At 67.2% G+C, this 24591-nt stretch carries 24 protein-coding genes; 8 read left to right on the plus strand and 16 right to left on the minus strand.

The genetic code is table 11. From position 1 onward, the window contains the following. Positions 1 to 16: 16 nt before the first annotated feature. The 5 genes from guaA to AC5RWT_RS13955 form a co-directional block, all read right to left on the minus strand. The gene (gene guaA / locus AC5RWT_RS13935) at positions 17 to 1606 is read right to left on the minus strand and encodes a glutamine-hydrolyzing GMP synthase (RefSeq protein WP_494046012.1); all 1590 of its coding nucleotides are present in this window, start codon (positions 1604 to 1606) and stop codon (positions 17 to 19) included. Positions 1607 to 1732: 126 nt separating this feature from the next. Further along, complete coding sequence (locus AC5RWT_RS13940) at positions 1733 to 2224, minus strand: DUF3817 domain-containing protein (RefSeq protein ID WP_494080705.1); 492 nt, start codon at positions 2222 to 2224, stop codon at positions 1733 to 1735. Between the two features lie 5 nt (positions 2225 to 2229). After that, positions 2230 to 3123: an SURF1 family protein gene (locus AC5RWT_RS13945; protein WP_494080706.1), complete on the minus strand. Its 894-nt coding sequence runs from the start codon at positions 3121 to 3123 to the stop codon at positions 2230 to 2232. A gap of 73 nt (positions 3124 to 3196) precedes the next feature. After that, complete coding sequence (locus AC5RWT_RS13950) at positions 3197 to 4921, minus strand: glycerol-3-phosphate dehydrogenase/oxidase (protein WP_494046009.1); 1725 nt, start codon at positions 4919 to 4921, stop codon at positions 3197 to 3199. A gap of 25 nt (positions 4922 to 4946) precedes the next feature. Then, on the minus strand, positions 4947 to 6086 hold the full coding sequence (locus AC5RWT_RS13955) for a GuaB3 family IMP dehydrogenase-related protein (RefSeq protein WP_353917477.1): 1140 nt from the start codon (positions 6084 to 6086) through the stop codon (positions 4947 to 4949). Positions 6087 to 6305: 219 nt separating this feature from the next. Here AC5RWT_RS13955 and AC5RWT_RS13960 point away from each other — a divergent pair, with 219 nt between their 5' ends. After that, positions 6306 to 7304, plus strand: coding sequence for a hypothetical protein (locus tag AC5RWT_RS13960; protein WP_494080707.1), 999 nt, complete (start codon positions 6306 to 6308; stop codon positions 7302 to 7304). Between the two features lie 176 nt (positions 7305 to 7480). Here AC5RWT_RS13960 and guaB read toward each other — a convergent pair whose 3' ends face one another. The 3 genes from guaB to groES form a co-directional block, all read right to left on the minus strand. After that, positions 7481 to 8986, minus strand: a complete 1506-nt coding sequence (gene guaB, locus AC5RWT_RS13965) for an IMP dehydrogenase (protein WP_127511179.1) — start codon at positions 8984 to 8986, stop codon at positions 7481 to 7483. A gap of 232 nt (positions 8987 to 9218) precedes the next feature. Then, on the minus strand, positions 9219 to 10823 hold the full coding sequence (groL, locus tag AC5RWT_RS13970) for a chaperonin GroEL (protein WP_494080708.1): 1605 nt from the start codon (positions 10821 to 10823) through the stop codon (positions 9219 to 9221). Positions 10824 to 10957: 134 nt separating this feature from the next. Continuing rightward, entirely contained in the window at positions 10958 to 11254 is a 297-nt protein-coding gene (groES, locus tag AC5RWT_RS13975; protein ID WP_127511177.1) for a co-chaperone GroES, read from the minus strand. A 347-nt stretch (positions 11255 to 11601) separates the two neighbouring features. Here groES and AC5RWT_RS13980 point away from each other — a divergent pair, with 347 nt between their 5' ends. Genes AC5RWT_RS13980 through AC5RWT_RS13995 form a run of 4 tightly spaced genes read left to right on the plus strand, consistent with a single transcriptional unit; the run spans position 11602 to position 15390 of the window. Next, positions 11602 to 12549, plus strand: coding sequence for a siderophore ABC transporter substrate-binding protein (locus AC5RWT_RS13980; RefSeq protein ID WP_494046005.1), 948 nt, complete (start codon positions 11602 to 11604; stop codon positions 12547 to 12549). A gap of 54 nt (positions 12550 to 12603) precedes the next feature. Continuing rightward, complete coding sequence (locus AC5RWT_RS13985; protein ID WP_494080709.1) at positions 12604 to 13635, plus strand: ABC transporter permease; 1032 nt, start codon at positions 12604 to 12606, stop codon at positions 13633 to 13635. Then, positions 13628 to 14635, plus strand: coding sequence for an iron chelate uptake ABC transporter family permease subunit (locus tag AC5RWT_RS13990; protein WP_494046003.1), 1008 nt, complete (start codon positions 13628 to 13630; stop codon positions 14633 to 14635). The genes AC5RWT_RS13985 and AC5RWT_RS13990 overlap by 8 nt, the downstream gene beginning before the upstream one ends. Continuing rightward, entirely contained in the window at positions 14632 to 15390 is a 759-nt protein-coding gene (locus AC5RWT_RS13995) for an iron ABC transporter ATP-binding protein (protein ID WP_493940042.1), read from the plus strand. Before AC5RWT_RS13990 ends, AC5RWT_RS13995 begins: the two co-directional genes overlap by 4 nt. Positions 15391 to 15451: 61 nt before the next feature. On the opposite strand, the gene AC5RWT_RS14000 is transcribed toward AC5RWT_RS13995, so the two are convergent. Continuing rightward, entirely contained in the window at positions 15452 to 15841 is a 390-nt protein-coding gene (locus AC5RWT_RS14000; protein WP_494080710.1) for a VOC family protein, read from the minus strand. Positions 15842 to 16077: 236 nt separating this feature from the next. Here AC5RWT_RS14000 and AC5RWT_RS14005 point away from each other — a divergent pair, with 236 nt between their 5' ends. After that, positions 16078 to 17427, plus strand: coding sequence for an MFS transporter (locus AC5RWT_RS14005; protein WP_494080711.1), 1350 nt, complete (start codon positions 16078 to 16080; stop codon positions 17425 to 17427). 10 nt (positions 17428 to 17437) lie between these two features. Here the strand turns inward: AC5RWT_RS14005 and AC5RWT_RS14010 are convergent, their stop codons facing one another. Both AC5RWT_RS14010 and AC5RWT_RS14015 read right to left on the minus strand, forming a co-directional pair. Further along, positions 17438 to 18037, minus strand: a complete 600-nt coding sequence (locus AC5RWT_RS14010) for a maleylpyruvate isomerase N-terminal domain-containing protein (RefSeq protein ID WP_494046001.1) — start codon at positions 18035 to 18037, stop codon at positions 17438 to 17440. 79 nt (positions 18038 to 18116) lie between these two features. Next, entirely contained in the window at positions 18117 to 18296 is a 180-nt protein-coding gene (locus tag AC5RWT_RS14015) for a hypothetical protein (RefSeq protein ID WP_494046000.1), read from the minus strand. A gap of 145 nt (positions 18297 to 18441) precedes the next feature. Here AC5RWT_RS14015 and AC5RWT_RS14020 point away from each other — a divergent pair, with 145 nt between their 5' ends. Together AC5RWT_RS14020 and AC5RWT_RS14025 are read left to right on the plus strand one after the other, a co-directional pair. Further along, positions 18442 to 19704, plus strand: a complete 1263-nt coding sequence (locus tag AC5RWT_RS14020; RefSeq protein ID WP_494080712.1) for a THUMP-like domain-containing protein — start codon at positions 18442 to 18444, stop codon at positions 19702 to 19704. An 89-nt stretch (positions 19705 to 19793) separates the two neighbouring features. Further along, on the plus strand, positions 19794 to 20942 hold the full coding sequence (locus tag AC5RWT_RS14025; protein ID WP_494080713.1) for a glutamate--cysteine ligase: 1149 nt from the start codon (positions 19794 to 19796) through the stop codon (positions 20940 to 20942). A 31-nt stretch (positions 20943 to 20973) separates the two neighbouring features. Here the strand turns inward: AC5RWT_RS14025 and tsaD are convergent, their stop codons facing one another. The 5 genes from tsaD to tsaE all read right to left on the minus strand — a co-directional run bounded on the left by tsaD (position 20974) and on the right by tsaE (position 24553). Then, positions 20974 to 22041: a tRNA (adenosine(37)-N6)-threonylcarbamoyltransferase complex transferase subunit TsaD gene (gene tsaD, locus AC5RWT_RS14030; RefSeq protein WP_494080714.1), complete on the minus strand. Its 1068-nt coding sequence runs from the start codon at positions 22039 to 22041 to the stop codon at positions 20974 to 20976. Next, on the minus strand, positions 22038 to 22550 hold the full coding sequence (gene rimI, locus AC5RWT_RS14035) for a ribosomal protein S18-alanine N-acetyltransferase (RefSeq protein ID WP_494080715.1): 513 nt from the start codon (positions 22548 to 22550) through the stop codon (positions 22038 to 22040). Before rimI ends, tsaD begins: the two co-directional genes overlap by 4 nt. A 35-nt stretch (positions 22551 to 22585) precedes the next feature. Next, the gene (gene tsaB, locus AC5RWT_RS14040; protein ID WP_494080716.1) at positions 22586 to 23254 is read right to left on the minus strand and encodes a tRNA (adenosine(37)-N6)-threonylcarbamoyltransferase complex dimerization subunit type 1 TsaB; all 669 of its coding nucleotides are present in this window, start codon (positions 23252 to 23254) and stop codon (positions 22586 to 22588) included. Between the two features lie 78 nt (positions 23255 to 23332). After that, the gene (locus AC5RWT_RS14045) at positions 23333 to 23752 is read right to left on the minus strand and encodes a VOC family protein (protein WP_494045993.1); all 420 of its coding nucleotides are present in this window, start codon (positions 23750 to 23752) and stop codon (positions 23333 to 23335) included. Positions 23753 to 23875: 123 nt separating this feature from the next. Continuing rightward, the gene (tsaE, locus tag AC5RWT_RS14050) at positions 23876 to 24553 is read right to left on the minus strand and encodes a tRNA (adenosine(37)-N6)-threonylcarbamoyltransferase complex ATPase subunit type 1 TsaE (protein ID WP_494080740.1); all 678 of its coding nucleotides are present in this window, start codon (positions 24551 to 24553) and stop codon (positions 23876 to 23878) included. Between the last annotated feature and the right edge of the window lie 38 nt (positions 24554 to 24591).

Consider the following 24591-nt stretch of genomic DNA (forward strand, 5'->3'; position numbering starts at 1 on the left):
CGGCTGCCCGTTGTGGCTACTCCCACTCGATGGTGCCCGGCGGCTTGCTCGTCACGTCGAGCACCACGCGGTTGACCCCGTCCACTTCGTTGGTGATGCGGTTGGAGATCCTGGCCAGCAGGTCGTAGGGCAGGCGCGACCAGTCAGCGGTCATTGCGTCCTCGGAGGAGACCGGACGGAGCACGATCGGGTGTCCGTAGGTGCGGCCGTCGCCCTGCACGCCCACGCTGCGCACGTCGGCCAGCAGGACCACCGGCATCTGCCAGACTTCCTGGTCCAGGCCGGCGGCGGTCAGCTCCGCCCGGGCAATCGCGTCGGCCTTGCGCAGCAGGTCCAGGCGCTCCTGCGTGACTTCGCCGATGATGCGGATGCCCAGGCCCGGGCCGGGGAACGGCTGGCGGCCGACGATCTCGGCCGGCAGGCCCAGCTGCGCGCCGACGGCGCGGACTTCGTCCTTGAACAGCGTGCGCAGCGGCTCGACCAACTCGAACTGCAGGTCCTCGGGCAAACCGCCCACGTTGTGGTGGCTCTTGATGTTCGCGGCACCCTCGCCGCCGCCGGACTCGACCACGTCCGGGTAGAGGGTTCCCTGCACCAGGTACTTCACCGACTCGCCCTCCGCGGCCGCCTCGGCCAGCACGGCCTTTTCGGCTGCCTCGAAGGCGCGGATGAACTCGCGGCCAATGATCTTGCGCTTGGTCTCCGGATCGGTGACCCCGGCCAGCGCGGAGAGGAAGCGCTGCTGCTCGTTGGCAACATACAGTTTCACGCCGGTGGCGGCGACGAAGTCGCGCTCCACCTGCTCGGCTTCGCCCTCGCGCAGGAGCCCGTGGTCCACGAACACACAGGTCAGCTGGTCGCCGACGGCGCGCTGCACCAGGGCTGCGGCGACGGCGGAGTCCACGCCGCCGGAGAGGCCGCAGATCACGCGGGAATCACCAATCTGCGCGCGGATCCGCTCCACCTGCTCTTCGACAATGTTGCCGGTGGTCCAGTTGGGCTTCAGCCCGGCGCCCTGGAACAGGAAGTTTTCCAGCACCTTCTGGCCGTGCGCGGAGTGCTTGACTTCCGGATGCCACTGCACGCCGTACAGCTTCTTTTCCTCGTTCGCGAAGGCCGCCACCGGGGCGCCGGCCGTGCTGGCCAGCACGTCGAAGCCTTCGGGCGCCTGCTGCACCGAGTCGCCGTGGCTCATCCAGGTATTCTGCGAGGCCGGGGTTCCGGCCAGAATCGAGCGTCCCTCGCCCACCGTGGTGGCGTCCGTGGCGCCATACTCGCGCAGGCCGGTCTCCGCCACGGTGCCGCCCAGAGCGTTCGCCATGGCCTGGAAGCCGTAGCAGATGCCGAATACCGGGACGCCGGCCTCGAACAGGTCGGCGCCGACCCGGGGAGCTCCCTCGGCGTACACGCTGGACGGGCCGCCGGAGAGGATGATGGCCACCGGGTTCTTGGCCATCAGCTGTTCGGTAGTGAAGGTGTGCGGAACAATTTCGGAGTACACGTTGGCTTCGCGTACGCGGCGGGCAATCAGTTGCGCGTACTGAGCCCCGTAGTCAACAACGAGGACAGGCCGGTGGTCCGTAGTGGCGGGGGGAGGAGTAGTCACCCCTACAGGATAGTCGCCGTGCCGGGGGCCACGCACTTTGAGGTCGGGCTTCCCAGCGTGAGTTAAGGCACGACGGCGGTGCGCACCGCCGTCGTGCTCCTCGCCTGAGGCCGGTGGCCTCCTCGGTCAGTAGCGCTTGGCGGCTTCGGGGTGGGCGGCCAGTTCGTGTTCCACCTCGCGGTGGATCTTGCGCTCCAAGATGATGGACAGGAACGGGATCACGCCGCCCAGGGCGATCAGCACGAACTTGGTGAACGGCCAGCGCATCAGCGACCAGAGCCGGAAGTCGGCAATCAGGTAGAGCACATACAGCCAGCCGTGCGCCACCAGCACCGCGATGGAGAGATTCACGCCTTCTACCACCGAGGGTTCGGCCTGCGCCAGGCCGAGCGCGAAGGTCTCCCCGGTCAGCGTATTGGTGGCGTTGGCGAACAGGAACAAATTGAGGCCGTAGCGCAGCACCATCTCCGCGCAGAGCAGCAACAGCATGATGCCGGTGATGTAGGAGGTGATCTTGTAGAACGTCAGGGCGGAGCGGATCTGGGTGTGCGTCCCGGCGAAGCGGCGCTTGGCGGGGCGCTGGGTCGCGGCGGAACGGTCTGGAGCGTTTTCTGTCACGTGGACTACCTCGTTGCGTGGGGTGTGTTGCTGGGTGTGGTCTGGTCGGCGCCGTCTTGGTCGGCGGCATGAGGTTCTGCCGGGCCCGCCGCGCCGGATCCTTCGGCTTGTGCAGCGGAGCGGGCTTCCGCGGCCGCGTCTTCGGCGTCCTCCAGGTCGCGGCGGTAGTCGTCGGCCACCAGCCGCCACCAGAGGAAGATGGCGAAGCCGGCGAACACCACCCATTCCACCGCGTAGAAGACGTTCATCCAGTTGACCGGCGCTTCCTGCGGCTGCGGTCCAACGACTACCGGCTGCATGGCCGTGCCGTCGGTCGCCGTGCCCAGGTCCTTGCCGGCAACGGTGAAGCCGGTACCGACCACGAAGCCGGCGTAGCTCGGCACGTCCCAGCGGTTGATCAGCTCGGCAACCGAGAGCGATGCGACCTGCCCGGCGGGCCGGGCCCCGGGCAGCGGCGCCTCGGTGGGCAGCAGGCGCCCGACGACGCTGGCCTCGCCTTCCGGGGCGGGAACGGCGTCCGTCGGGTCCTTGATCCAGCCGCGGACCACGGGGATGACCACGTCTTCACGGAACTGCTTGACGCCGTCTACCGCGAAGGCGTCCACCACCCAGAGCCCGCTGGCGCCGTCCTGCAGACGGCCCTGGACCAGCACCTGGGCGCCGGGGATAAAACTGCCGTCCACGCTGACCATCTGGTCCGCAGTGGCGGCGGTCATCGGGATGCCCGGCGTGAAGACGTCGGTCAGCGGCTTGACGGTTTCGGTCTCGCCCGGGGGCGGCGGCGGTTTACTCTGGGAGGCGGAAAACTGCCACTGGCTCAGCAGCACAAACACCGTGGACAGCGCCAGCGCAAGCACCAGAGCCGCTATCCAGCGGGGTTTCAGGGCAGTCTTGAGCACCCTTTAAAGGTACTTCGCAAGCCTGTAGAAAACGAATCCACGCCGGGGTCGGCGGTGGGCGGCACCCGCGCCCTCAGGCCAGCGGCACGATGTCGTCGACGCCCATCCGGGCACTGTCGGCGGAGACGTCGTCGGGCTGCTCCTGGCTGAGCCGTTCTGCTTCCACCCGGGCCAGATAATGCTTCACCTCGCGTTCCACTTGTTCCTCGCTCCAGCCCAGGATCGGCGCCATCAGGTTCGCCACCACCGGCGCGGCCGAGACACCGCGGTCCCAGGCCTCGATGGAGATCCTGGTCCTGCGTGTGAGGACGTCGTGGATGTGCCGGGCTCCCTCGTGCGTGGTCGCATAGACCACTTCGGCCGCCAGGTAGTCGTCGGCGCCGGGCAGCGGTTCGGCCAACTCGGGCCGTTCGGTGATGATGTCCAGCACGTCGCCGGCCATGGAACCGAAGCGGTTGAGCAGGTGCTCCACCCGGGCCACGTGGATGCCCGTCCGGTCGGCTGTGCGGCTGCGCTTGTTCCACGCGGCCTTGAAACCGGAGGCGCCGAGCAGCGGGATGGTATCGGTGCAGCTCGGCGGCACGCGCTCGTCCAGCGCCCGCGCGGCTTCGTCCACGGCGTCCTTGGCCATCACGCGGTAAGTGGTGTACTTGCCGCCGGCCACCACCACCAGCCCGGGGACCGGGTGCGCCACCACGTGTTCGCGCGAGAGCTTCGCCGTGGAGTCGTTTTCGCCCGCCAGCAGCGGCCGGAGTCCGGCGTAGACGCCTTCGACATCCTCCCGGGTGAGCGGGCGCTGCAGCACTTGGTTGACGTGCTCGAGCAGGTAGTCGATGTCCTTGGACGAGGCCGCCGGATGGGCCTTGTCCAGGTTCCAGTCCGTATCGGTGGTGCCGATGATCCAGTGCCGGCCCCACGGAATGACGAACAGCACCGATTTCTCGGTGCGCAGGATCAGGCCCACCGTGGACTGGAAGCGGTCCCGCGGCACCACCAGGTGGATGCCCTTGGACGCCCGGACGCTCAGCTGGCCGCGTTCGGTGACCATCGCTTGGGTTTCGTCCGTCCACACACCGGTGGCATTGAGCACCTGCTTGGCCCGGATGTTGAACTCGCTACCGTCCTCTTGGTTGCGAACGCGGGCGCCGACCACGCGTTCGCCCTCGCGCAGGAAGTCGATGACCGCCAGCCGGTTGACCGCTTGCGCACCGAACGCGGCGGCCGTGCGGACCAGGTTCACGACCAGCCGGGCGTCGTCCACCTGCGCGTCGTAGTAGCGGATGGACCCCACCATGGCGTCCTTCTTCAGGCTGGGTGCCGCCCGGAGGGTCCCGCGCCGGGACAAATGTTTGTGGAAGGGCACGCCGCGGCCGCGCCCCGTGGCCGCCGCCAACACGTCATACAGGGCCACGCCCGCGCCCACGTAGGGCCGCTCCACGAACCGTTTGGTCAGCGGATACAGGAACGGCACCGGCCGCACCAGGTGCGGCGCAATGCGCTCCAGCAGCAGCCCGCGCTCCTGCAGCGCCTCACGCACCAGGGCAAAGTCGAGCATCTCCAGATAGCGCAGTCCACCATGGATCAGTTTGGAAGACCGCGACGACGTTCCCGATGCCCAGTCCCGCGCCTCCACGATGCCCACGTCCAGCCCGCGGGTTGCCGCGTCCAGTGCCGCCCCGGCACCGACCACGCCGCCACCGACGATCAGTACGTCCAGTTCGGCCCCGCGCTCGGCGGTGGCGCGCAAGGCGGCCAGGGACTGCTCGCGGCTTTCGGGACTCAGGGCACCGGTGGTCATCGCCTCAGCCTTCCATGATCGGGATTCAGTCGCCGGGTTGGATCGGTGCCAGCACCACTTCGCAGCGCTGGAACTCCTTCAGGTCGGAGTACCCGGTGGTGGCCATCGACCGACGCAGCGCTCCCACCAGGTTGGACGTGCCGTTCGTGTGGTTCGACGGCCCGTGCAGCACCCGCTCCAGCGGACCGACGGTGCCCACATTCACGCGGTCTCCGCGCGGCAGCTCGTCGTGGTGGGCCTCCTGGCCCCAGTGCCAGCCGCGGCCGGGCGCTTCTTCGGCGCGGGCCAGTGCGGAACCGAGCATGACGGCGTCGGCTCCCATGGCGATGGCCTTGACGATGTCACCGCTGAAGCCCAATCCGCCGTCGGCAATCACATGCACATAGCGGCCGCCGGATTCATCCATGTAATCCCGCCGCGCGGCGGCCACATCGGAAATCGCCGAAGCCATCGGTGCGTGGATGCCCAGCGCCCGGCGGGTGGTCGTCGTCGCTCCCCCGCCGAAGCCCACCAGCACGCCGGCCGCGCCGGTGCGCATCAGGTGCAGGGCCGGGGTGTAACCGGCGGCGCCGCCGACGATCACCGGCACGTCCAGCTCATAGATGAACTGCTTCAGGTTCAGCGGCTCCTGCGTCTTGGACACATGCTCTGCTGAGACCGTGGTGCCGCGGATCACGAAGATGTCCACGCCGGCGGCCAGCACGGTCTTGTAGTGCTCCTGCGTGCGCTGCGGGGTCAGCGAACCGGCCACGGTGACACCGGCCTCGCGGATCTCGGCCAGGCGGGAGGTAATCAGCTCCGGCTGAACCGGTGCCGCGTAGAGTTCCTGCATCCGCTTGGTGGCGGCCGGGTTGAAATTCTCCGTGCCCAGGGCCTCGATTTCATCCAGCACCGGCAGCGGATCCTCGTACCGCGTCCACAGTCCTTCGAGATTGAGCACGCCGAGGCCGCCCAGCTTGCCCAGCGCAATGGCGGTGGCCGGAGACATCACCGAGTCCATCGGGGCGGCGATCACCGGGGCGTCGAACTTGTACGCGTCAATCTGCCAACTGACGGAGACGTCCTTCGGGTCGCGCGTCCGGCGCGACGGGACGATCGCCACGTCATCGAGGGAGTAGGCTCGGCGCCCACGCTTGCCACGGCCAATTTCAATCTCGTAAGTCACGGCTCTAGGTTATCCCACTGTTGGAACGCTTCACCGGGGAGCGGACGCGGATGGAGACTTACGCCGCCGCGCCCGACTGCCGGGCCCCTCCGACTGCTGGCGTCGGGCCGGCGCAGGCGGTACGCTCGATCTGCCGCACGGCAGGCAAGCGCACCGTAGGCCCGCTCTTGACGGTGCCGCTGGCCGGCCGCGGGTAGCCGGAGCGGGAAGTGGTCAGTCATGGGCGGAAGAATCCCGCGGTCCGTTGAGCACGCGCGACCGTTCGCGCGTGGCTTGGCGTCCACCCTGTGCTTTGGCATCGCCGGGCTCATCTACTCGATGCCCTCCCTTCATTCGCGTCGGTTGCGCAGAGCCGCGTCGTGCACCGTCTGCGCCTTCCACCAGCGAGTGCGCGGGATCGCCGTCTTTGTGGTGGCGGCCCTCCTCGTCGCGGGTGCCGGAGCCCGCGCCCAGGAGGCACTCGCCCCGCAAATCCCTTGCCACAGCCACATCACTGCCGACGGGCAAATCAAGCCTGAGCCGCGTCTGCGGATTTCACCACCAGCCCCGTGGAGCATCACCCGCAATTTTCTGGTCGCCCCTATCAGCGGCGTCGGGGTCCTGACCGGGCGCAGCCTTGATATGGAATCGTGCTCAGGTCCGTCGTTGTGGGTCATGTTCTGGCACCCGCCGCGGACCAGCGGTGGCGGCACAATGCTCGGCGACGTATTCATTGCATGGATGCCGCCGGTAGACCCAGCGGGCGCATTGAGCGTCAACGGATATGCCATAGCGGACGAGGGCCAGTATGTCCGCTACGGCCCGAACATCTCCCAGACCCGGACCGAGGAGGCGAAACTCGCCAAGCACGAGTCGCGGCACGTCGACCAGTGGGCCGTGTGCAACGTGCTCGCCGGCCCGTTCGCATTTCCGGCGGCGTACATCATCGACGGAGCGTTGTTCCCCTCCTCCCGCAACCACTTCGAGCGAGCCGCCGGGCTCTCCGATGGGGCGTATCCGTCCGCGCCGGATAACTGGCCGGCGCCGCGCTGGCCTGACACTGCGGTTATCGTGATCATCGCGCTGCTGATCTTCCGACGTCGGTTGCGTTGGCTCGCCCGTGTCGCGGTCGGTGGCCACTTGCGCGCCCGCGCCCACGCACCGATGCGCTGTCCCGTCCATACGCGCGGCTGGTCGCAGCCCGTCGGCGCGCCCCCGGTGCCGTCGCCGCGCGGCTGAGCACCGGCTCACCGGCCGGCGCGCCGTCACTGGAGCGGCGGGACTTTCGTGTAGGCGCGCATCGCCGACCGAGGAACGAGGGAGGTGTCTAAGCGCCGGCGAAAGTCCTGCCGCTGGTTAACGCGAGAGGCGCCGCTCCCCTGTTGCGGGGAACGGCGCCGTCGGCGGACTGGGGGCTACCGCTTGTAGTTCGGTGCCTCCACGGTCATCATGATGTCGTGCGGGTGGGACTCCTTCAGGCCAGCCGCAGTGATCCGGACGAACTTGCCCTTGGCCTTGAGCTCGGCAACGGTGCGGGCGCCGGTGTAGAACATGGTCTGACGCAAGCCTCCCACCAGCTGGTGCGCGACGGCCGACAGCGGGCCGCGGTACGGCACCTGGCCTTCGATGCCCTCGGGGATCAGCTTCTCGTCGTCGGGTACATCGGCCTGGAAGTAGCGGTCCTTGGAGAAGGACGTGTTCTTGCCGCGGGTCTGCATGGCGCCCAGCGAGCCCATGCCGCGGTAGGCCTTGAACTGCTTGCCGTTGACGAACACCAGATCACCCGGGGACTCGGCGGCACCGGCCAGCAACGAGCCGAGCATCACGGTGTCGGCGCCCGCGACGAGGGCCTTGCCAATGTCGCCGGAGTGCTGCAGGCCGCCGTCGGCAATCACCGGGATGCCGGCCGGGATGGCTGCCTTGGCCGACTCGTAGATGGCGGTGATCTGCGGGACGCCCACACCGGCCACCACGCGGGTGGTGCAGATGGATCCGGGGCCCACACCCACCTTGATGGCGTCGGCGCCGGCGTCGACCAGTGCCTGCGCACCCTCGCGGGTGGCCGCCTGGCCGCCGATGACGTCCACGTGCGCCGCGGCCGGATCCTTCTTGAGCCGGGCGATCATGTCCAGCACGCCCTGGCTGTGGCCGTTGGCGGTGTCCACCACCAGCACGTCCACGCCGGCCTCGATCATGGTCATGGCACGCTCGTAGCCGTCGCCGAAGAAGCCGACGGCGGCGCCGACGCGCAGCCGGCCGTCGTCGTCCTTGGTAGCCAGCGGGTACTGCTCGGCCTTGTCGAAGTCCTTGACGGTGATCAGGCCCTGCAGGATGCCGGCGTCGTCCACCAACGGCAGCTTTTCGATCCGGTTCTTGCCCAGAAGTTCGATCACGTCGGGGCGGCTGATGCCCACCTTGCCGGTGATCAGCGGCATCGAGGTCATCACCTCGTGCACCTTGGTGGTCGGGTAGTCGGCGCGGGGCACAAAGCGGGTGTCGCGGTTGGTGCAGATGCCCAACAGCTTGCCCTCGGAGTCCACCACCGGCAGTCCGGAAACCCGGTAGTTAAAGCAGAGCTCGTCCAGCTCGGCGAGCGTGGCGTCCGGTGCAATGGTCACCGGGTTGGTGATCATGCCGGATTCGCTGCGCTTGACCCGGTCCACGTGCTCGGCCTGGTCCGTGATGGAGAGATTGCGGTGGATCACCCCCAGACCGCCCTGGCGGGCCATGGCGATGGCCATCCGGGATTCGGTCACTGTGTCCATGGCGGCGGAGAGCAGCGGGGTCTGCACGGTGATTCGACGGGTCAGGCGTGAGCTGGTGTCGGCCTCGGACGGAATGACATCCGTGGGGCCGGGCAACAGGAGAACGTCGTCGTAGGTCAGACCCTCGAAAGCGAACGGGTTGAATTCTTCGGACACTGCAGGGCCTTTCGAGCGATACCGGTGGCGGCCTCCGGACACGGTCCGAAGACCGGTTCCTGAGGTTGGTTACATCCTAAACGTTTCCGGCGCACCCGGTATTTCTGCCCGCTGCGGATGTGGTGGAGCTAACGGCCATGCCGGGCAGCACCGAGGGGACCAGGCTTGGCCTGATCCCCTCGGTGCTTGCGTGCCCGTGGGTCTCCGCGTGGCGCGGCGACCCTACAAGCTGTTAGTGCTGGTGGTTGTGCTCGTCCTCGTCGGCCGGCTTCTCGACAACCAGGGTTTCGGTGGTCAGCACCAGGGCTGCGATCGAGGCCGCATTGCGCAGCGCCGAACGGGTCACCTTCACGGGGTCGATAACACCGGCGGCGAACAGGTCCTCGTATTCGCCGGTGGCGGCGTTGAAGCCGTTGTTGACGGTCAGTTCGCTCACCTTGGAGACGACGACCATGCCCTCGTGACCGGCGTTTTCAGCGATCCAGCGCAGCGGCTGGGCCAGCGCACGGCGGACCAGTCCGACGGCGGTGGCTGCATCGCCTTCAAGGGCCAGCACGTTCGGGTCGGTGTCCAGAGCCTGGGCAGCGTGAACCAGGGCGGAACCGCCGCCGGCAACGATGCCTTCTTCCAAAGCCGCGCGGGTGGAGGACACTGCGTCCTCGATCCGGTGCTTCTTCTCCTTCATCTCGACCTCGGTGGCAGCGCCGACCTTGATCACGCCGATACCGCCGGCCAGCTTGGCCAGGCGTTCCTGCAGCTTCTCGCGGTCCCAATCGGAATCGGTGCGCAGCACCTCTGCCTGCAGCTGGGCCACGCGGTCCGCCACATCGGCCTCGGAACCGGCACCGTCCACAATGGTGGTGTTGTCCTTGGTGACAGTGATCCGGCGCGCGGTACCGAGCACCTCGAGGCCAACCTGGTCCAGCTTCAGACCGAGGTCGGCGGACACCACCTGGGCGCCGGTGAGCACCGCGATGTCCTGCAGCATGGCCTTGCGGCGGTCGCCGAAGCCCGGTGCCTTCACAGCAGCGACGTTGAGCGTGCCGCGGATCTTGTTGACCACCAGGGTGGACAGGGCTTCGCCGTCAATGTCTTCGGCGATGATGAACAGCGGCTTGTTGGCCTGCAGCACCTTCTCCAACAGCGGCAGGAATTCCTGCACCGTGGAGATCTTGCCCTGGGAGATCAGGATCAGCGCATCCTCGAGGACGGCCTCCTGGCGCTCCTGGTCGGTGACGAAGTACTGCGACAGCAGGCCCTTGTCGAACTGCATGCCTTCAGTGAGCACCAGTTCGGTCTCCATGCCGGAGGCTTCTTCGATGGTGATGACGCCGTCCTTGCCCACCTTGTCGAAGGCTTCGGCCAGCAACTGGCCGACCTCGGGGCTCTGGGCCGAGATGGTGGCAACCTCGGCCACCTTGTCCTCGACCTCGCGGGCGTTCTCCAGCAGGCGCGCGGAAACGGCCTCGACCGCTACCTCAATGCCATGCTTGAGGGCTCCCGGTGCGGCGCCGGCGGCCACGTTGCGCAGGCCTTCCTTGACCAGCGCCTGGGCCAGCACGGTAGCGGTCGTGGTGCCGTCGCCGGCGACATCGTTGGTCTTGGTGGCGACTTCCTTGGCCAACTGCGCGCCAAGGTTCTCATACGGATTGTCGAGCTCCACCTCACGGGCGATGGTCACGCCGTCATTGGTGATCGTGGGGGCACCCCACTTCTTGTCCAGGACCACATTGCGGCCGCGGGGGCCGAGAGTGACCTTGACGGTATTGGCGAGCTTGTCGACGCCGGCTTCCAGCGCCTTGCGGGCCGCGTCGTTGAACTCCAACTGCTTTGCCATGAATTTGTTCCTTTCACGCGAAATGCCCCGGCTGCGCTGCAATACAGCGGCAGCCGGGGCATTTCGGTTGTCCGTGGTTCCGGCTGCGGGCGTCGACTGCGCGCGCCCGAGCCGCCGGACTCAGCTGATGGGCCTTACTTGGTGACGATGGCCAGCACGTCGCGGGCAGAGAGCACCAGGTACTCTTCGCCGCCGACCTTGACCTCGGTTCCGCCGTACTTCGAGTAGATGACTACGTCACCCTCGGCTACGTCAACGGGAACCCGGTTGCCATTGTCATCGACGCGGCCGGGGCCGATCGCGACAACTTTGCCTTCCTGCGGCTTTTCCTTGGCGGTGTCCGGGATAACCAGGCCGGAGGCCGTGGTCTGCTCTGCTTCGAGCGGCTGGACAACAATACGATCCTCAAGAGGCTTAATGGAGACCGACACTCGGCTCTCTCCTTTTCATGAGCTACGAATAGGTTTGGCCAAGGAGATGTCTGCCGTCGTCGCGGTGCCGGCAGGCGGTTCCTTGTATTAGCACCCACACGGGGAGAGTGCTAACTGCGACTCTATGAGAAGGGTTAGCACTCGGTCAAGGCGAGTGCCAGCCAGAAGCGGATTCAACCCGCCTGCCGAGCCCCATGTGACGCCGCGAGGCATTTCGGACATCGGGCCAAGTTGCGTAAGGCTAACCTAACCCGATAGTTTTCACAGTGCGCGCAAATAGCAAACGTTTATGTTGCCTAATGCCGGCTCCTCCCTCGGGCCCGGCATTGACGAACGATGGAGTGTTAGTGAAAAAGCCCCTGAAGTCCGGCCTGATGGTTGTGACCGCAGCCGTTTCCATGCTCGCTATGAGCGCGTGCGGTCAGCAGACCGATGCCGCAGCAGGCGCCGATGCAGAGACGATCAGCGTTGAGCATGCCTCGGGAACCACGGACGTGCCCGTGAACCCGGAGACCGTCTACACCTTTGACCTGGGCGTGCTGGACAGCCTCACCGCCCTGGGCGTCGAGGTGGACGGCGTCCCGGAGGCCGTGTACCCCGAGTCCCTGGCGCAGTATGGCGAAGACAGCTACACCAAGATCGGTTCCATGAAGGAACCTGATTTCGAGGCGATCAGCGAAGGCGCCCCGGATCTGATCATCATCTCCGGCCGTACCGCTGAGGCTTACGGAGAGCTGAGCAAGATCGCCCCGACCATCGACCTAAGCGTCGATACCGCCGAGCCGGTCGAGAGTTTCCAGGAAGTCTCCACGACTCTGGGCGAGATCTTCGGCAAGGAAGCTGAAGTCGAAGAGAAGCTTTCTGCCATCGACACCAAGATCGAGGACACCAAGGCCGAAGCTGCCGACGCCGGCACCGGCTTGGTGCTGATGACCAGCGGCGGCGAAATGACTGCCTACGGCGCCGGATCCCGCTTCGGAATCGTCCACGACGTGTTGGGCGTGCAGCCCGCCGCCGACGTGAAGTCCGAGGGACCGCACGGCGAGGCGATCTCCCACGAATTCGTCGCGGAAACCAACCCGGACCACCTGTTCGTGATCGACCGCGACTCGGCTGTCGGCGAATCCGGTGAGGCAGCCACCGCCGTTCTGGACAATGAACTGGTCAACGGCACCAAAGCGGCAAAGAACGACAGCATCACGTACCTGGATTCAGCCTCCTGGTACTTGGTGGGCTACGGCCTGAACAACACGGACGCGATGATCAGCGCCGTCCAGGCAGCCATTACGAAGTAGCACCCCGTAGGGCCGCCGGCTTCCCTGCCGGCGGCCTGCGCGGTGGTCCGATCTATGGCCTCCTCCACGATTTCCACTCCAGCTCCGGCCCCGGTTGCAGCCGCGGTCCGGCATTCGCGCCCCCGGGGATCCGGTGCGCAGCTCGCCTGGGCGGGCACCGCCGTCGTTATTTTGGCCTGTGCCAGCATGTTCGTGGGGGTCAGCGATGTCTCCCTGCCGGCGCTGCTGGCCGGTGACCAGACCGCTTGGGACATCTTCTGGATCAGCCGGCTGCCGCGGACCCTGTCCGTGATCCTGGCCGGCGCGGCACTGGGCATCGCCGGGCTGATCATGCAATTGATGGCGCGGAACAAGTTCGTGGAGCCGTCCACCGTGGGAACCGTGGAATCCGCTTCGCTGGGCATCCTGGTGGTCACGGTGGCAATCCCCGGCGCAACGCTGCTGGCCAAGATGTCGGTGGCCACCGTATTCGCGGCTGCCGGAACCGGGCTGTTCCTGCTGGTGTTGCGCCGGATACCGCTGCGCAACACGCTGATCGTGCCGCTGGTGGGCATCATGCTGGGCGGCGTGATCGCGGCCGTGACCACCTTTTTTGCCTACCGGTACGACCTGCTGCAGTCGCTGAACAGCTGGATGATCGGCGACTTTTCCGGCGTGCTGCGCGGCCGCTACGAACTGCTCTGGATCGTTGCGGTCCTGGCCGTGGTCGGATATCTGTGCGCGGACCGGTTCACCATGGCCGGCATGGGCCAGGAATTTTCCACCAACCTGGGCCTGAACTACGGCCGCGTGATGACGCTGGGGCTGATCATCGTCTCGCTGATCAGCGCCGTGGTGGTGGTCAACATCGGCGCCATTCCGTTCCTGGGCCTGGTGGTGCCCAACCTGGTCTCGCTGGTGTTCGGCGACAGCGTCCGCCGCGCGGTCCCGTGGGTGGCGGTGTTCGGCGCCGGCTTCGTACTGCTGTGCGACATCATTGGCCGCACCATTCGGTTCCCGTACGAGATTCCCGTGGGTGTGATTGTCTCCGCGGTCGGCAGCGCCATTTTCCTGTACCTGCTGCTGAGGACCCGCAAAAATGGCTGACACGGTTCTGCCCGCCGCACTGACGCAGCACAAGCGCCGCACCATCAAGACCGTCCGGCCGCGGACGTGGATCATCCTGCTGGGACTGCTCACCGCCGTCCTGGTCGCCGTGTTCATGACCATCGACCTGCGCGGCAACCTCGGCTACATCCTTCCGCGGCGGGCCATCAAGATCGGGTCGATGCTGCTGGTGGCGTACGCCGTAGGCGTGTCCACCGTGCTGTTCCAGACGGTGACCGCCAACCGGATCCTGACGCCGTCGATCATGGGTTTCGACGCCCTGTACATGCTGATCCAGACCGGGCTGACCTTCGCCATTGGCGGCCAGGCGCTGCTGAGCATGGGCGCACCGGCGCGCTTCGTCATCGAAGTCATGCTGATGGTCGCGTTCTCTTTCCTGCTCTACCGCTGGCTGTTCACCGGCGGCGGCAAGAGCCTGCACTTGATGCTGCTGGTGGGGATCGTTTTCGGCACGATGTTCCGCGGCATCTCCTCGCTGCTGCAGCGGCTGATCGATCCGAGCGAATTCATTATCCTGCAGGACCTGTTCTTCGCCAGCTTCAACAACGTGGACGGCTTGCTGCTTGCCGTCTCGGCAGTGACGGTTGCTGCCGCCAGTATTCCCGTGTGGCGGATGCGCCGGGAGCTGGACGTGCTGGCGCTGGGACGGGACACCGCACTGAACCTGGGCGTGAACCACCGGCGGGCCGTTACCACCGTGTTGATGGTTTGCGCCGTTTTGGTGGCCGTCTCCACCGCGCTGGTGGGTCCGATTACCTTCTTCGGCCTGCTGGTGGCCAGCCTGGCCTACCTGCTCTGCTCGCATTTCCGCCACACTTACGTGCTGCCTATCGCCGTCCTGCTGGGCGCCATCGCACTGGTCGGCGGCCAGCTGGTGCTTGAGCAGGTGTTCAGCTTCGACACCGCGCTGAGCATTGTCATTGAATTCGCTGGCGGCCTGCTGTTTATCGCCCTGCTGCTGAAAGGCTCCGTCAAATGATCCACGTCTCCGGCGTCTCCAAGACCTACGGCACGCAGACGGTGGTGGACGATGTCAGCTGCTACATCAAGGACGGCGGCATCACGTCGATCATCGGGCCCAACGGAGCCGGCAAGTCCACGCTGCTCTCCATGGTCTCCCGGCTGCTGCCGATGGATGCCGGAGCCGTCACCATCGATGGCCTCGATGTCAGCAAGACCGCGGGCAAGGAACTGGCCCGTAAGATGGCCATCCTGCGCCAGGACAACCAGCTGACGGTCCGCCTGACCGTCCGCGACTTGGTGGGTTTCGGTCGCTTCCCGCACAACAACGGCCGGCCGACGGTCAACGACAAGGCCCACATCGAACAGGCCCTGGAGTACCTGGACCTGACCTCCATGGCGGACAAGTTTGTGGACGAGCTCTCCGGCGGCCAGCGCCAGCGCGCTTTCATCGCCATGGTCCTGGCGCAGGACACCGACTACCTGCTGCTGGACGAGCCGCTGAACAACCTCGACATGAAGCACGCGGTGGAAATGATGCGGCTGCTGCGCCGTCTCACCGACGAACTGGGCAAGACCGTGGTGCTGGTCATTCACGACATCAACTTCGCCTCCTGCTACTCGGACAGCATCATCGCGATGCGCTCCGGCCGGCTGGTCCACCAGGGGCCGCCGGCGCAGATCATGCACCCCGAGGTGTTGCGTGATGTCTACGAGATCGACATCCGGATAGAGGAAATCGAAGGCAACCGGATCGGCGTCTACTTCGCCTGACCTCCCAGCCGGCGATGACCGGCCGGGTGATACTCGGCGGGCGCGAGCAGCCGCCGAGCCTTCACTGCTTCAGGACGGCCAATACGTTCCCGGCCGGATCCTTAAACCACGCAATGTCCGGCCCGTTGCCGCGCATGATGCCCTTGTCATCGGTGGGCAGGTCGGGATCGTTGTAGATCTTGGTCTCCACCCCGCGGCCGTTGAGTTGATCCACCGCGGCTTCGACGTCCTCGACGGCGAAGTTCAGGATGGTGAACGTGGCCGGTTGGTGGTCCGGTTTCGGGTAGATCATGACTTTGGCGCCTCCCGGAAGACCCAGTTCCAAGGTGCCCATGGGGCCTTCGGCCACCTCGAGTCCCAGGATCCCTCCGTAGAACTGTTTGGCGGCGGCGGTGTCATTGACACTGAAGCCGCTGAAAGCATGGGCGGGGGTAAACCCGACGCTGTCCATGGTGGTCTCCTTCGCTCTGCGGGCGGACACTCCCAGACTGGCACAGCCGGAGGGGCCGGACCAGTGGTCAACCCGCTGGCGTGGAATCTGCGGGTAACTGACGGCCCTCCCCCGATGGACGGTGTAGAAGGCCAAGGTGGCTCTGCCTGTGAAAGCAGCATCCGGACGCGGTAACATCCCGGTTCATGGCTTCGCCCGGTCCGCCAACTCGCTCGGAACACCCGCGGCCTGCTTCTGTGCGGAGGAGTCCCGAGGAAGCCAGAATCCTCCTCGTCGCCATTCTGGCTTCGTTCGTGGCCTTCCTCGACGCCTCAGTCGTCAACGTGGCGCTGCCGGCCATCGACCGCGACCTCGGCGGAGGCCTGGCCGTCCAGCAATGGGTGGTGGGCGGCTACCTCCTGTCCCTGGGCTCGCTGATCCTGGTGGCCGGCGCCCTGTCCGACGTGTTCGGCAGGATCCGGATCCTGAGGCTGGGCCTCATGGTCTTTGGGGCGGCTTCGCTGGCCTGCGCTGCGGCGCCGACGGCAGCCGGTCTCGTGGCCGCTCGGATTGTCCAAGGCGCAGGCGCGGCGCTGCTGGTGCCGGCTTCGCTGGCTTTGATCACCATGACCTTCGCTGGCAGGGAGCAGCACAGGGCGATCGGCGTATGGACCGGCTGGACCGGCACGGCTTACATCATCGGCCCGGTTTTCGGCGGCCTGCTCGTGGACACGGTGAGCTGGAGGGTGGTTTTTGCCGTGAACGTGTTGCCCATCGCCGCCACCTTCTGGCTGATGGCCCGGCTCGCAGATCCGCCCCGGCAGGAGCCCCGGGCACCGATCGACGTCCTGGGCGCTTGCCTTGCCGCCGCGGGCCTCGCCGGACCCGTATTCGCGCTGATCGAGCAGCAACGGCTCGGCTGGTCAGACCCATGGGTGCTGGTCCCACTGACCGCCGGGCTGATAAGTCTGGGACTCTTTTTGTGGTGGGAACACCGAGCGCCCCACCCGATGATGCCGCTGCAGATATTCGGCGTGCGCAACTTCGGCGTCGGAAACCTCGCCACGGCGGGGGTCTACGCGGGCCTGTCCCTGGGCCTGTTCGCGCTGCCGGTCTTCCTGCAGCAGGCCGCCGGCTTCAGCGCTGCCGCCGCCGGCCTGGCGACGTTGCCGATGAGTGTTCTCTCGCTCGCGTTTGCCGCCTGGTTCGGCCGGCTCTCCGGCCGCTACGGGCCGCGCCTGTTCATGGCCGCCGGCCCGCTGCTGGCAGGGGCCGGGTTCCTGCTCATGATGTTCGCGCACGAGCCTCTGGCCTTCTGGCAGCAAATCCTGCCGGGCGTGCTGTTGGCAGGACTGGGACTGGCGGTCACCGTCTCTCCGCTGACCGCCGCGGTGCTCGGCGCGGTAACGGCAGAACGCAGCGGGATCGCCTCCGCAGTGAACAACGCGGTGGCGCGCATCGCCGGGCTGGTGGCCATCGCCGCAGCCGGCGCCATCACCGGCGGCATGCTGGACTATGCGGGGTTCCGCCGCGCCGCTCTGGCCGCTGCGTTGCTGCTCTTCGCGGGCGGCGCGGTCTCCGCCGCCGGCATCCGCAACCGGGCCTAGTTCGGCAGGACTACACCACGGAAAAATCGCCCGGCAGGATGGTCCGGCCGGTCAGCGCCAGCAGAACCATCGCTCCGTCCCCGCGTTCGGAGGCGATCTGGATGGCCAACCGGCCGGCTTCCAGTTCTACGTCACTGGGCAGTTCGGCCACCAAGCCGCATGCACGGGATAGGTCCAAAGTGTGCACCGCAAGTTCGAAGATCCTGGTAGGCAGATAGTCGCGGAAGCGCATCCCGCCCGCAGCCGTTTCGATGATCCGGTCTTCGGCCAGCGGCAGCGTGTTCTCCAACTGGGCCAGCAGCCGGTCCACCATATCCACCGGATGCGGTCCCAGCTCCTTGCCCGCCGCTATGGCCCGCTCGGTGACGCGGGGATCATTGGCCAGCCCGGTGGCCAGAAAATAGTCGGCGGCAGATTCCACCTGGACCTTTTCGGCCGGACGTCCCAAGTACGTCAGCACCGTGGACAGGGCGCGGCTGGTGTGTCCGGCCAGGGTCCTGACGGTCCACTCATCCAATCCGGGCGCGTTCCACGCAGTAGACGGCACGTTGGCCAGGACTTCCCGGAAGTAGCGTCCCGCGGACAGGAAAGTTGCCGCCGATTCGATCATGCGCCCATGCTAAGGCCGGCGGCGGTGCACGGCCAGCGCTTCGGCGTGGCCGGTGCGGTCCGGGTGGGAATGGCGTGCCTCAGGCCAGGCGCCGCATATCCCTCTGCCACGCCGGTGCGGGAGCGGCGACCTCTTCCCACAGGGCCTGCCATCCGCGGTGGACACGATTGCTGGCCGCGATCAACTCGCCCAGTTCCGCTTCAATTTCCGCCTGGCAAGCGTCCGTATCGATGTCACTCCAGTCACAGGGTGCTGACATAATCCGGGCCTCCTTCACAGTAAGCTTCCTTCTGATCCTACGGATTTCCCGTTCATTCGGCCATGGGGAGAACTACCCATGGCCGGCCGTCGGCACGAACAAGGGCCGTGCGCTGGATTGAATCGGCTGCACTAGGCTTGAAACCATGGCATCCGAGACCCACGCCGAAAGCATCGCCCCGATTCTGACCCCGGAAGGCTGGGAGCTGCTGAACTCGCTCGGCCCGTACTCCGAGGCCCAGAGCCTGCACTCCGGAACCGAACTGCGCAAGGCCGGCCATTCCCCCGAACTGGTCTCCGCCGCGATGACGCAATCGCGCCTGCGGGCCAAGGCCGAGGCAAAATTCGGCCCGTTCGCGGAGAAGATGCTCTTCACACCGGCAGGGCTGGAACAGGCCACCCGGCTGAACATCGCGGCCCTGCACGCCCAGCGCTTCCAGGCTGCCGGGGTGGAACACGTCGCGGACCTCGGCTGCGGAATCGGCGCGGACTCCATGGCCTTGGCCACCCTGGACCGCAGGGTCACCGCCGTCGAACGTGATGAGACCACCGCCGCAGTGGCCACCATCAATCTGATGCCGTGGCCGGAGGCGACCGTGGTCAACGCGGAAGCCGAAGACGTGGACTTGACCGGGATCGACGGCGTGTGGCTGGATCCGGCACGGCGGACCACGACGACGTCGGGCACCACCCGGATCTTCGATCCGGAGGCGTTCTCGCCGCCGCTGTCCTTTGTGGAGGAACTCGCCAACCGGGGCCTGCCGGTAGGAGTCAAGATGGGGCCGGGCATCCCCCATGACGCGGTGCCGGAGAACTGCGAGGTCCAATGGGTTTCCGTCAACGGGGACGTGACCGAGGCTGCCCTGTGGTTCAACTCGCTGGCGCGCCCCGGCGTGCGGCGTGCAGCGTTGGTGATTGGTGCCGGCGGCACCGCCGAACTGACCAGTGCTATCAGCTTCGATCCGGCGCAGCAGGACGTGCAGACCGGGCCGGCCGAGGGCTACCTATACGAACCCGACGGCGCAGTAATCCGCGCGGGACTGGTCGCCGACCTGGCCCGCGGCCTGGGTGGGCACCTGCTGGATGAGCACATTGCCTACATCTGTGCGCCGCGGCTGCAGGAAACCCCGTTTGGCCGCGCGTACAAAGTGCTGGAGGTCAAGCCCTATAACGTCAAGAAGCTCAAGGCGTGGGTCAAGGCCAACCGGATCGGCACGCTGGAGATCAAGAAGCGCGGCACCTCGGTCACCCCGGACGAGTTGCGCAAAACCCTGCTGACCGGTTCCGGCAAGGGACCGAACAAGGCCACACTGGTGCTGACCCGGATCGGTGAGGACCGGGTGGCGATCGTCGTCGAGCCTGTACCTGCCGCCGGCGGCCGCAGCCGTGAGCGCGCGGCTAGGCCCTGACGCATTAGAATCAGTTCAGTGTCGCCGCCCGTTCTGCGCGAGACGTGCATCTCCGGCGGCAGCCGGTACCGCCAGATACGGAGCAGCGTTTGAACATCGATTTTGCCCAGTCCGCCCAATCCTCCTTGGGGGTCGAGTGGGAGCTGGCACTGGTGGACGCACAAACCGGCGAGCTGGTCTCCGTGGCCGAGCAGGTGCTGGACGCTGTCCGTGCCGGCCATCCTGAGCTGAAAGACGACGACGAGCACCCGCATGTGAAGCAGGAGCTGTTGCTGAACACCGTGGAGCTCGTCACCGGTATCTGCCACACCGTCAGCGAGGCCAAGGCCGACCTGAGCAGCGCCTTGACAGCGGTCCGCGACGTCACCGATCCAATGGGCGTGGAGCTTTTCTGCGCCGGCAGCCATCCGTTCGCCGCCCCGCGGTCGCAGCCGGTGACGGACAAAGCTCGCTACGCCAAGCTGATCGACCGGACCCAATGGTGGGGCCATCAGATGGTAATTTACGGCGTGCATGTGCACGTTGGCCTGGACCACCGGGACAAGGCCCTGCCGGTGCTGGACGGATTGCTCAACTATTTCCCGCACTTCCAGGCCCTCTCCGCGTCCTCCCCCTTCTGGGCCGGGGAGGACACCGGGTATGCCTCGCAGCGCGCGCTGATGTTCCAGCAGCTGCCCACCGCCGGGCTCCCCTTCCAGTTCCCCAGCTGGGCGCTGTACGAGGACTACGTCCAGGACATGTTCACCACCGGGGTGATCGACACGATCAGCGAGATCCGCTGGGACATCCGGCCGGTTCCGGCGCTGGGCACCATTGAAATGCGGGTCTGCGACGGGCTGTCCACGCTGCAGGACGTCGGCGCCGTCGCCGCGCTCACCCAGTGCCTGGTGGACGAGTTTTCCACCGCTTTGGACAACGGCTGGGCCATCCCTACCATGCCCCCGTGGCACGTGCAGGAGAACAAGTGGCGCGCCGCCCGCTACGGCATGGACGCCATCATCATCCTCAACGCCGCCGGCAAGGAAATGCCGGTCACCGAGCACCTGCGCGAGCATGTGCTGAACCGGTTGGAACCGGTGGCGCAGAAGCTTGGCTGCAGCCAGGAGCTGGCAGACGTGGAGAAAATCATCGACGCCGGTGCCGGCTACCAGCGCCAGCGCCGGGTGGCTGCAGAGCACGACGGCGACCTGCGCGCCGTCGTGCTGGATGCGGTCGGTCAGCTTCGCGGTAGCGCTTAACCCCGGACGGACAGCCGGCGGCCGCCCCTGCTTACAGGTGCACGCTGGTGACCGGCATGGAGGAATCCGGCGCGAACTCGATTCCGGACGGCTGGCCGCCTGCCATCACCACCTGGGCGCCGAGCGCGGCGACCATGGCCCCGTTGTCGGTGCACAGGGACACCGGCGGTACCCGCAGCGAGATACCGTGTTCGGCACAGCGCTCTTCGGTTAGCGCGCGCAGCCTCGAGTTCGCTGCCACGCCGCCGCCCAGCAGCAGGTTGTTGATGCCGTGCTCGGTACAGGCCAGCATGGCCTTGGCGGTAATGACGTCCGCCACCGCCTCCTGGAAGGACGCCGCAATGTCGGCCACCGGAAGCGGCTCGCCCGCGGCCTCGAACTGCTCTACGCAGCGGGCCACAGCCGTCTTCAGGCCGGAGAACGACCAGTCGTAGCGGTGCGGCCCCGGCGCCTCCGCCGACCCCATGTACTTGGGCTGGCTCAGCCCGCGCGGGAAGCGGATCCGCCTCGGATCACCCTCGCGGGCCAGCTTGTCGATGGCCGGACCGCCGGGATAACCCAGGCCGAGGATGCGGGCCACCTTGTCGTAGGCTTCGCCGGCCGCGTCGTCGATGGTGGAGCCGAGCAGTTCCACGTCGTCGGTCAGGGAGCGCACGCGCAGGATCTCGGTGTGTCCGCCGGACACCAGCAGCGCGCCCAGGTTCTCCGGCAGCACTCCCCCGTCCAGCACGCCGACGCCCACGTGGGCCACCAGATGGTTGATCGCGTACAGCGGCTTGCCGGTGGCCAGCGAGAGCGCCTTGGCTGCGCAGACCCCCACCATCAGGGCACCGGCCAGCCCGGGCCCGGAGGTCACGGCAAGCGCGTCCACCTCGTCCAAGCTGACGCCGGCGGTGTCCAGCGCCTGCTCCAGCGTGGGGATGAACGCGTCCAGGTGGGCGCGCGAGGCGATCTCCGGGATCACCCCGCCGAAGCGAACGTGCTCGTCCATCGAGGAAGAAACGGTGTTGGCCAGCAGGGTGTCGCCGCGGACGATGCCGACACCGGTTTCATCGCAGGAGGATTCGATCCCCACGACCAGCGGCTCGGTGCGGTTCATCGGGTCTCCTCCGTCGTTTCCGGTTGGTCGTCTGGTCTGCCCGCCGCTGCCGCGTCCCGGCCAGCACCGGGCAGGCCGGCCCAGTCCTTGAGCTTCAGCCGCATGATCAGCGCGTCGGTTCCGCCGCGGTAGTAGCGGGGCCGCACGTGGATCTGTTCGAAGCCGAACCAGCGGTAGAGCCGCTGCGCCCGCGGATTGTCCGCACGCACTTCGAGCAGGACGTCCTCCGCCTGCTGCTCCGCGGCCTGCTCGATCAGCAGGGTCAGCAGCCTGCTGCCGATCCCCTGCCCCTCGCGCTCGGGCACCACGGCGATGGTCTGCACATCGGCGATCGGCCGCACGCACATCAGGCCGGCATAGCCGATCACCTCGCCGAGCGCATCCACGGCCACGTAGTAGCTGCGGGTGTCCTGTGCGAGTTCCTCGTAGAACATTTCGGTGGGCCAGGCATCGGCCGGAAACAATTTCTGCTCCAGCGCGTCCACCGCCGGCACATCGGCCTCGGTCATCGCCCTGATGCGGCCCGCGGGCTGCGCCCCGGCGGTCACAGTGCTCGCTTCCGCGGCCCGGGGACCTTCGCGTCGGATTCGCGCAGGTACAGCGGCGCGGTCTCCAGCAGGCCCAGCCCCTTTTCCAGCTTGACGACGGCGGTGCGGCCCAGCGCCTCGGCCGTGGGCTGCGTGCCGCTGTACTCGGTGACGCCGCGCAGCTGCTCCGGGTACAGCCCGGCGCCCATGCCGTAGGCCGGCAGGTCCGGGACCTCGGACGGTGCGCTGACATGCGGGCCGTCCAGCAGTTCATGCGTGCCGCCGGTACTGCGGTAGCGGGCCCAGTACACTTCCTTGCGCCGGGCGTCGGTGGCCACCACGAACTCGTCCACGCCTGCCCGCCATGCATCCAAGGCGGCGTCCACGGCGATGGCATCCAGGCTCATCACGCCGTGCAGCGGCTTGCCCCAGGCGAAGGCCAGCGACCGTGCGGTGGCAATGCCGGAGCGCAAGCCCGTGAACGGTCCCGGGCCCACGCCCACCACCAGGGCGTCGAGGTCTGCGCCGGTGACGTCCGCCGTCGTCATGATCTTGCCGATTCCGGGCGCCAGCACTTCCGCGTGGCTGCGCGTGTCCTCGGTGGCGAAGGCGGCCAGGGTCTCTCCTTGTCCGGTCAGCAGCGCGGCGCTGGCGATGGCGGAGGTATCAATGGAGAGGATCAGCACGCATCAATTTTACTTGAGGTCTACCGCGGCCCCTCGCAGCGGCCCCGGCGCCCCGTGGGGGCCGCGCTTGGGGACCGGTCAGGACGGCGGTGGCCCGGCGATATTCACCATCCACTGGACGCCGAACTTGTCGGTGCACATGCCGAAGGTGTCGCCCCAGGGCGCCTGCTGCAGCGGTTCGGTGACGTTGGCGCCGTCGATCAGCTTGTCCCAGTAGCCGCGCAGTTCGGCCTCGTTGTCGCCGCTGAGCGAGAGCGAGTGGCTGGAACCGGGCGTGTAGTCCATGCTGTTCGGTGTGTCCGCGGCCATCAGCACCAGGCCGCGCTCGGTGGCCAGCTGCGAGTGCATGATCTTGTCGATTTCGGCCGGGTCGTCGCTGGCGTGGAAGTCGCCGAAGGTGTTCAGCGTCAACTCACCGCCGAACACCGACTGGTAAAAGGTCATGGCTTCTTTGGCCTGGTCGCGGAATCCCAGGTACGGGGTTAGCGCAGTGTCCATGGTTGGCCTCCTCGCGGGTCTGCTCTCGCCCTCGATTATGGACCTGTGCCGGGGGGCCGTGAAGACCGAGTGCGCCTGCAGCGCCTCCCACTGCGGTAAATCGTGCAGGGCAACCCTAAGGCGTCAGGCGAAGATGTACGCGGCCCAGCGCGGCCCGTAGGCGGCCATCCGGATCAGCCGGGGCTCGCCGTCGTCGGGCTCTTCAAAATCCAGCACGACGCCGGGGCTCGCCTGCGTGCCCGCGGCGCCCTTTGCCGTTCCGGCCACAGAGCCGGACGCGGGGCCGCCGCCGGCCGCCGCCGCCGGCGTGGCGCTTTCGGCCGGGCGGTTCACCAGGTCCGCCCCGGTGGGCCGGACCAGCGAAATGTCCAGCCAGCTGTCGGAGAGGTGCTCCACGCGGCCGCGGCCCCACTCAACAACCGTCACGGCCTCGTCCATGGTGTTCTCCAGGTCGATGTCGTCGATCTCGCCCTCGGACTCCAGTCGGTACGCGTCCACGTGGACCAGGTCCGGGCCGCCGTTCATGCTCGGATGGCTGCGCACCAGGACGAACGTGGGTGAAATGATGCCCGGCCGAACGCCGAGTCCCTCCCCCAGGCCCTGGGTGAAAGTGGTTTTCCCCGCGCCCAACTCTCCGCTGAGCACCACCAGGTCGCCGGCCCGCAGTATCCTGCCCAGCCGGGCAGCGAGCGCCTGCGTCTCCTCCGCGGAGGAGACGTGGAACTCGCGCTCCCACACCGGCGTGAGCTGCTGCTCCCGGGCCACGTCTGCCGCGCCTGGCTGGCCCGCCCCGCCCGTCATGCCAGCACCCGCCGTGGCGCCGGTCATGCCAGCGCCCG

The sequence above is a fragment of the Arthrobacter sp. Dra40 genome (assembly GCF_059091905.1).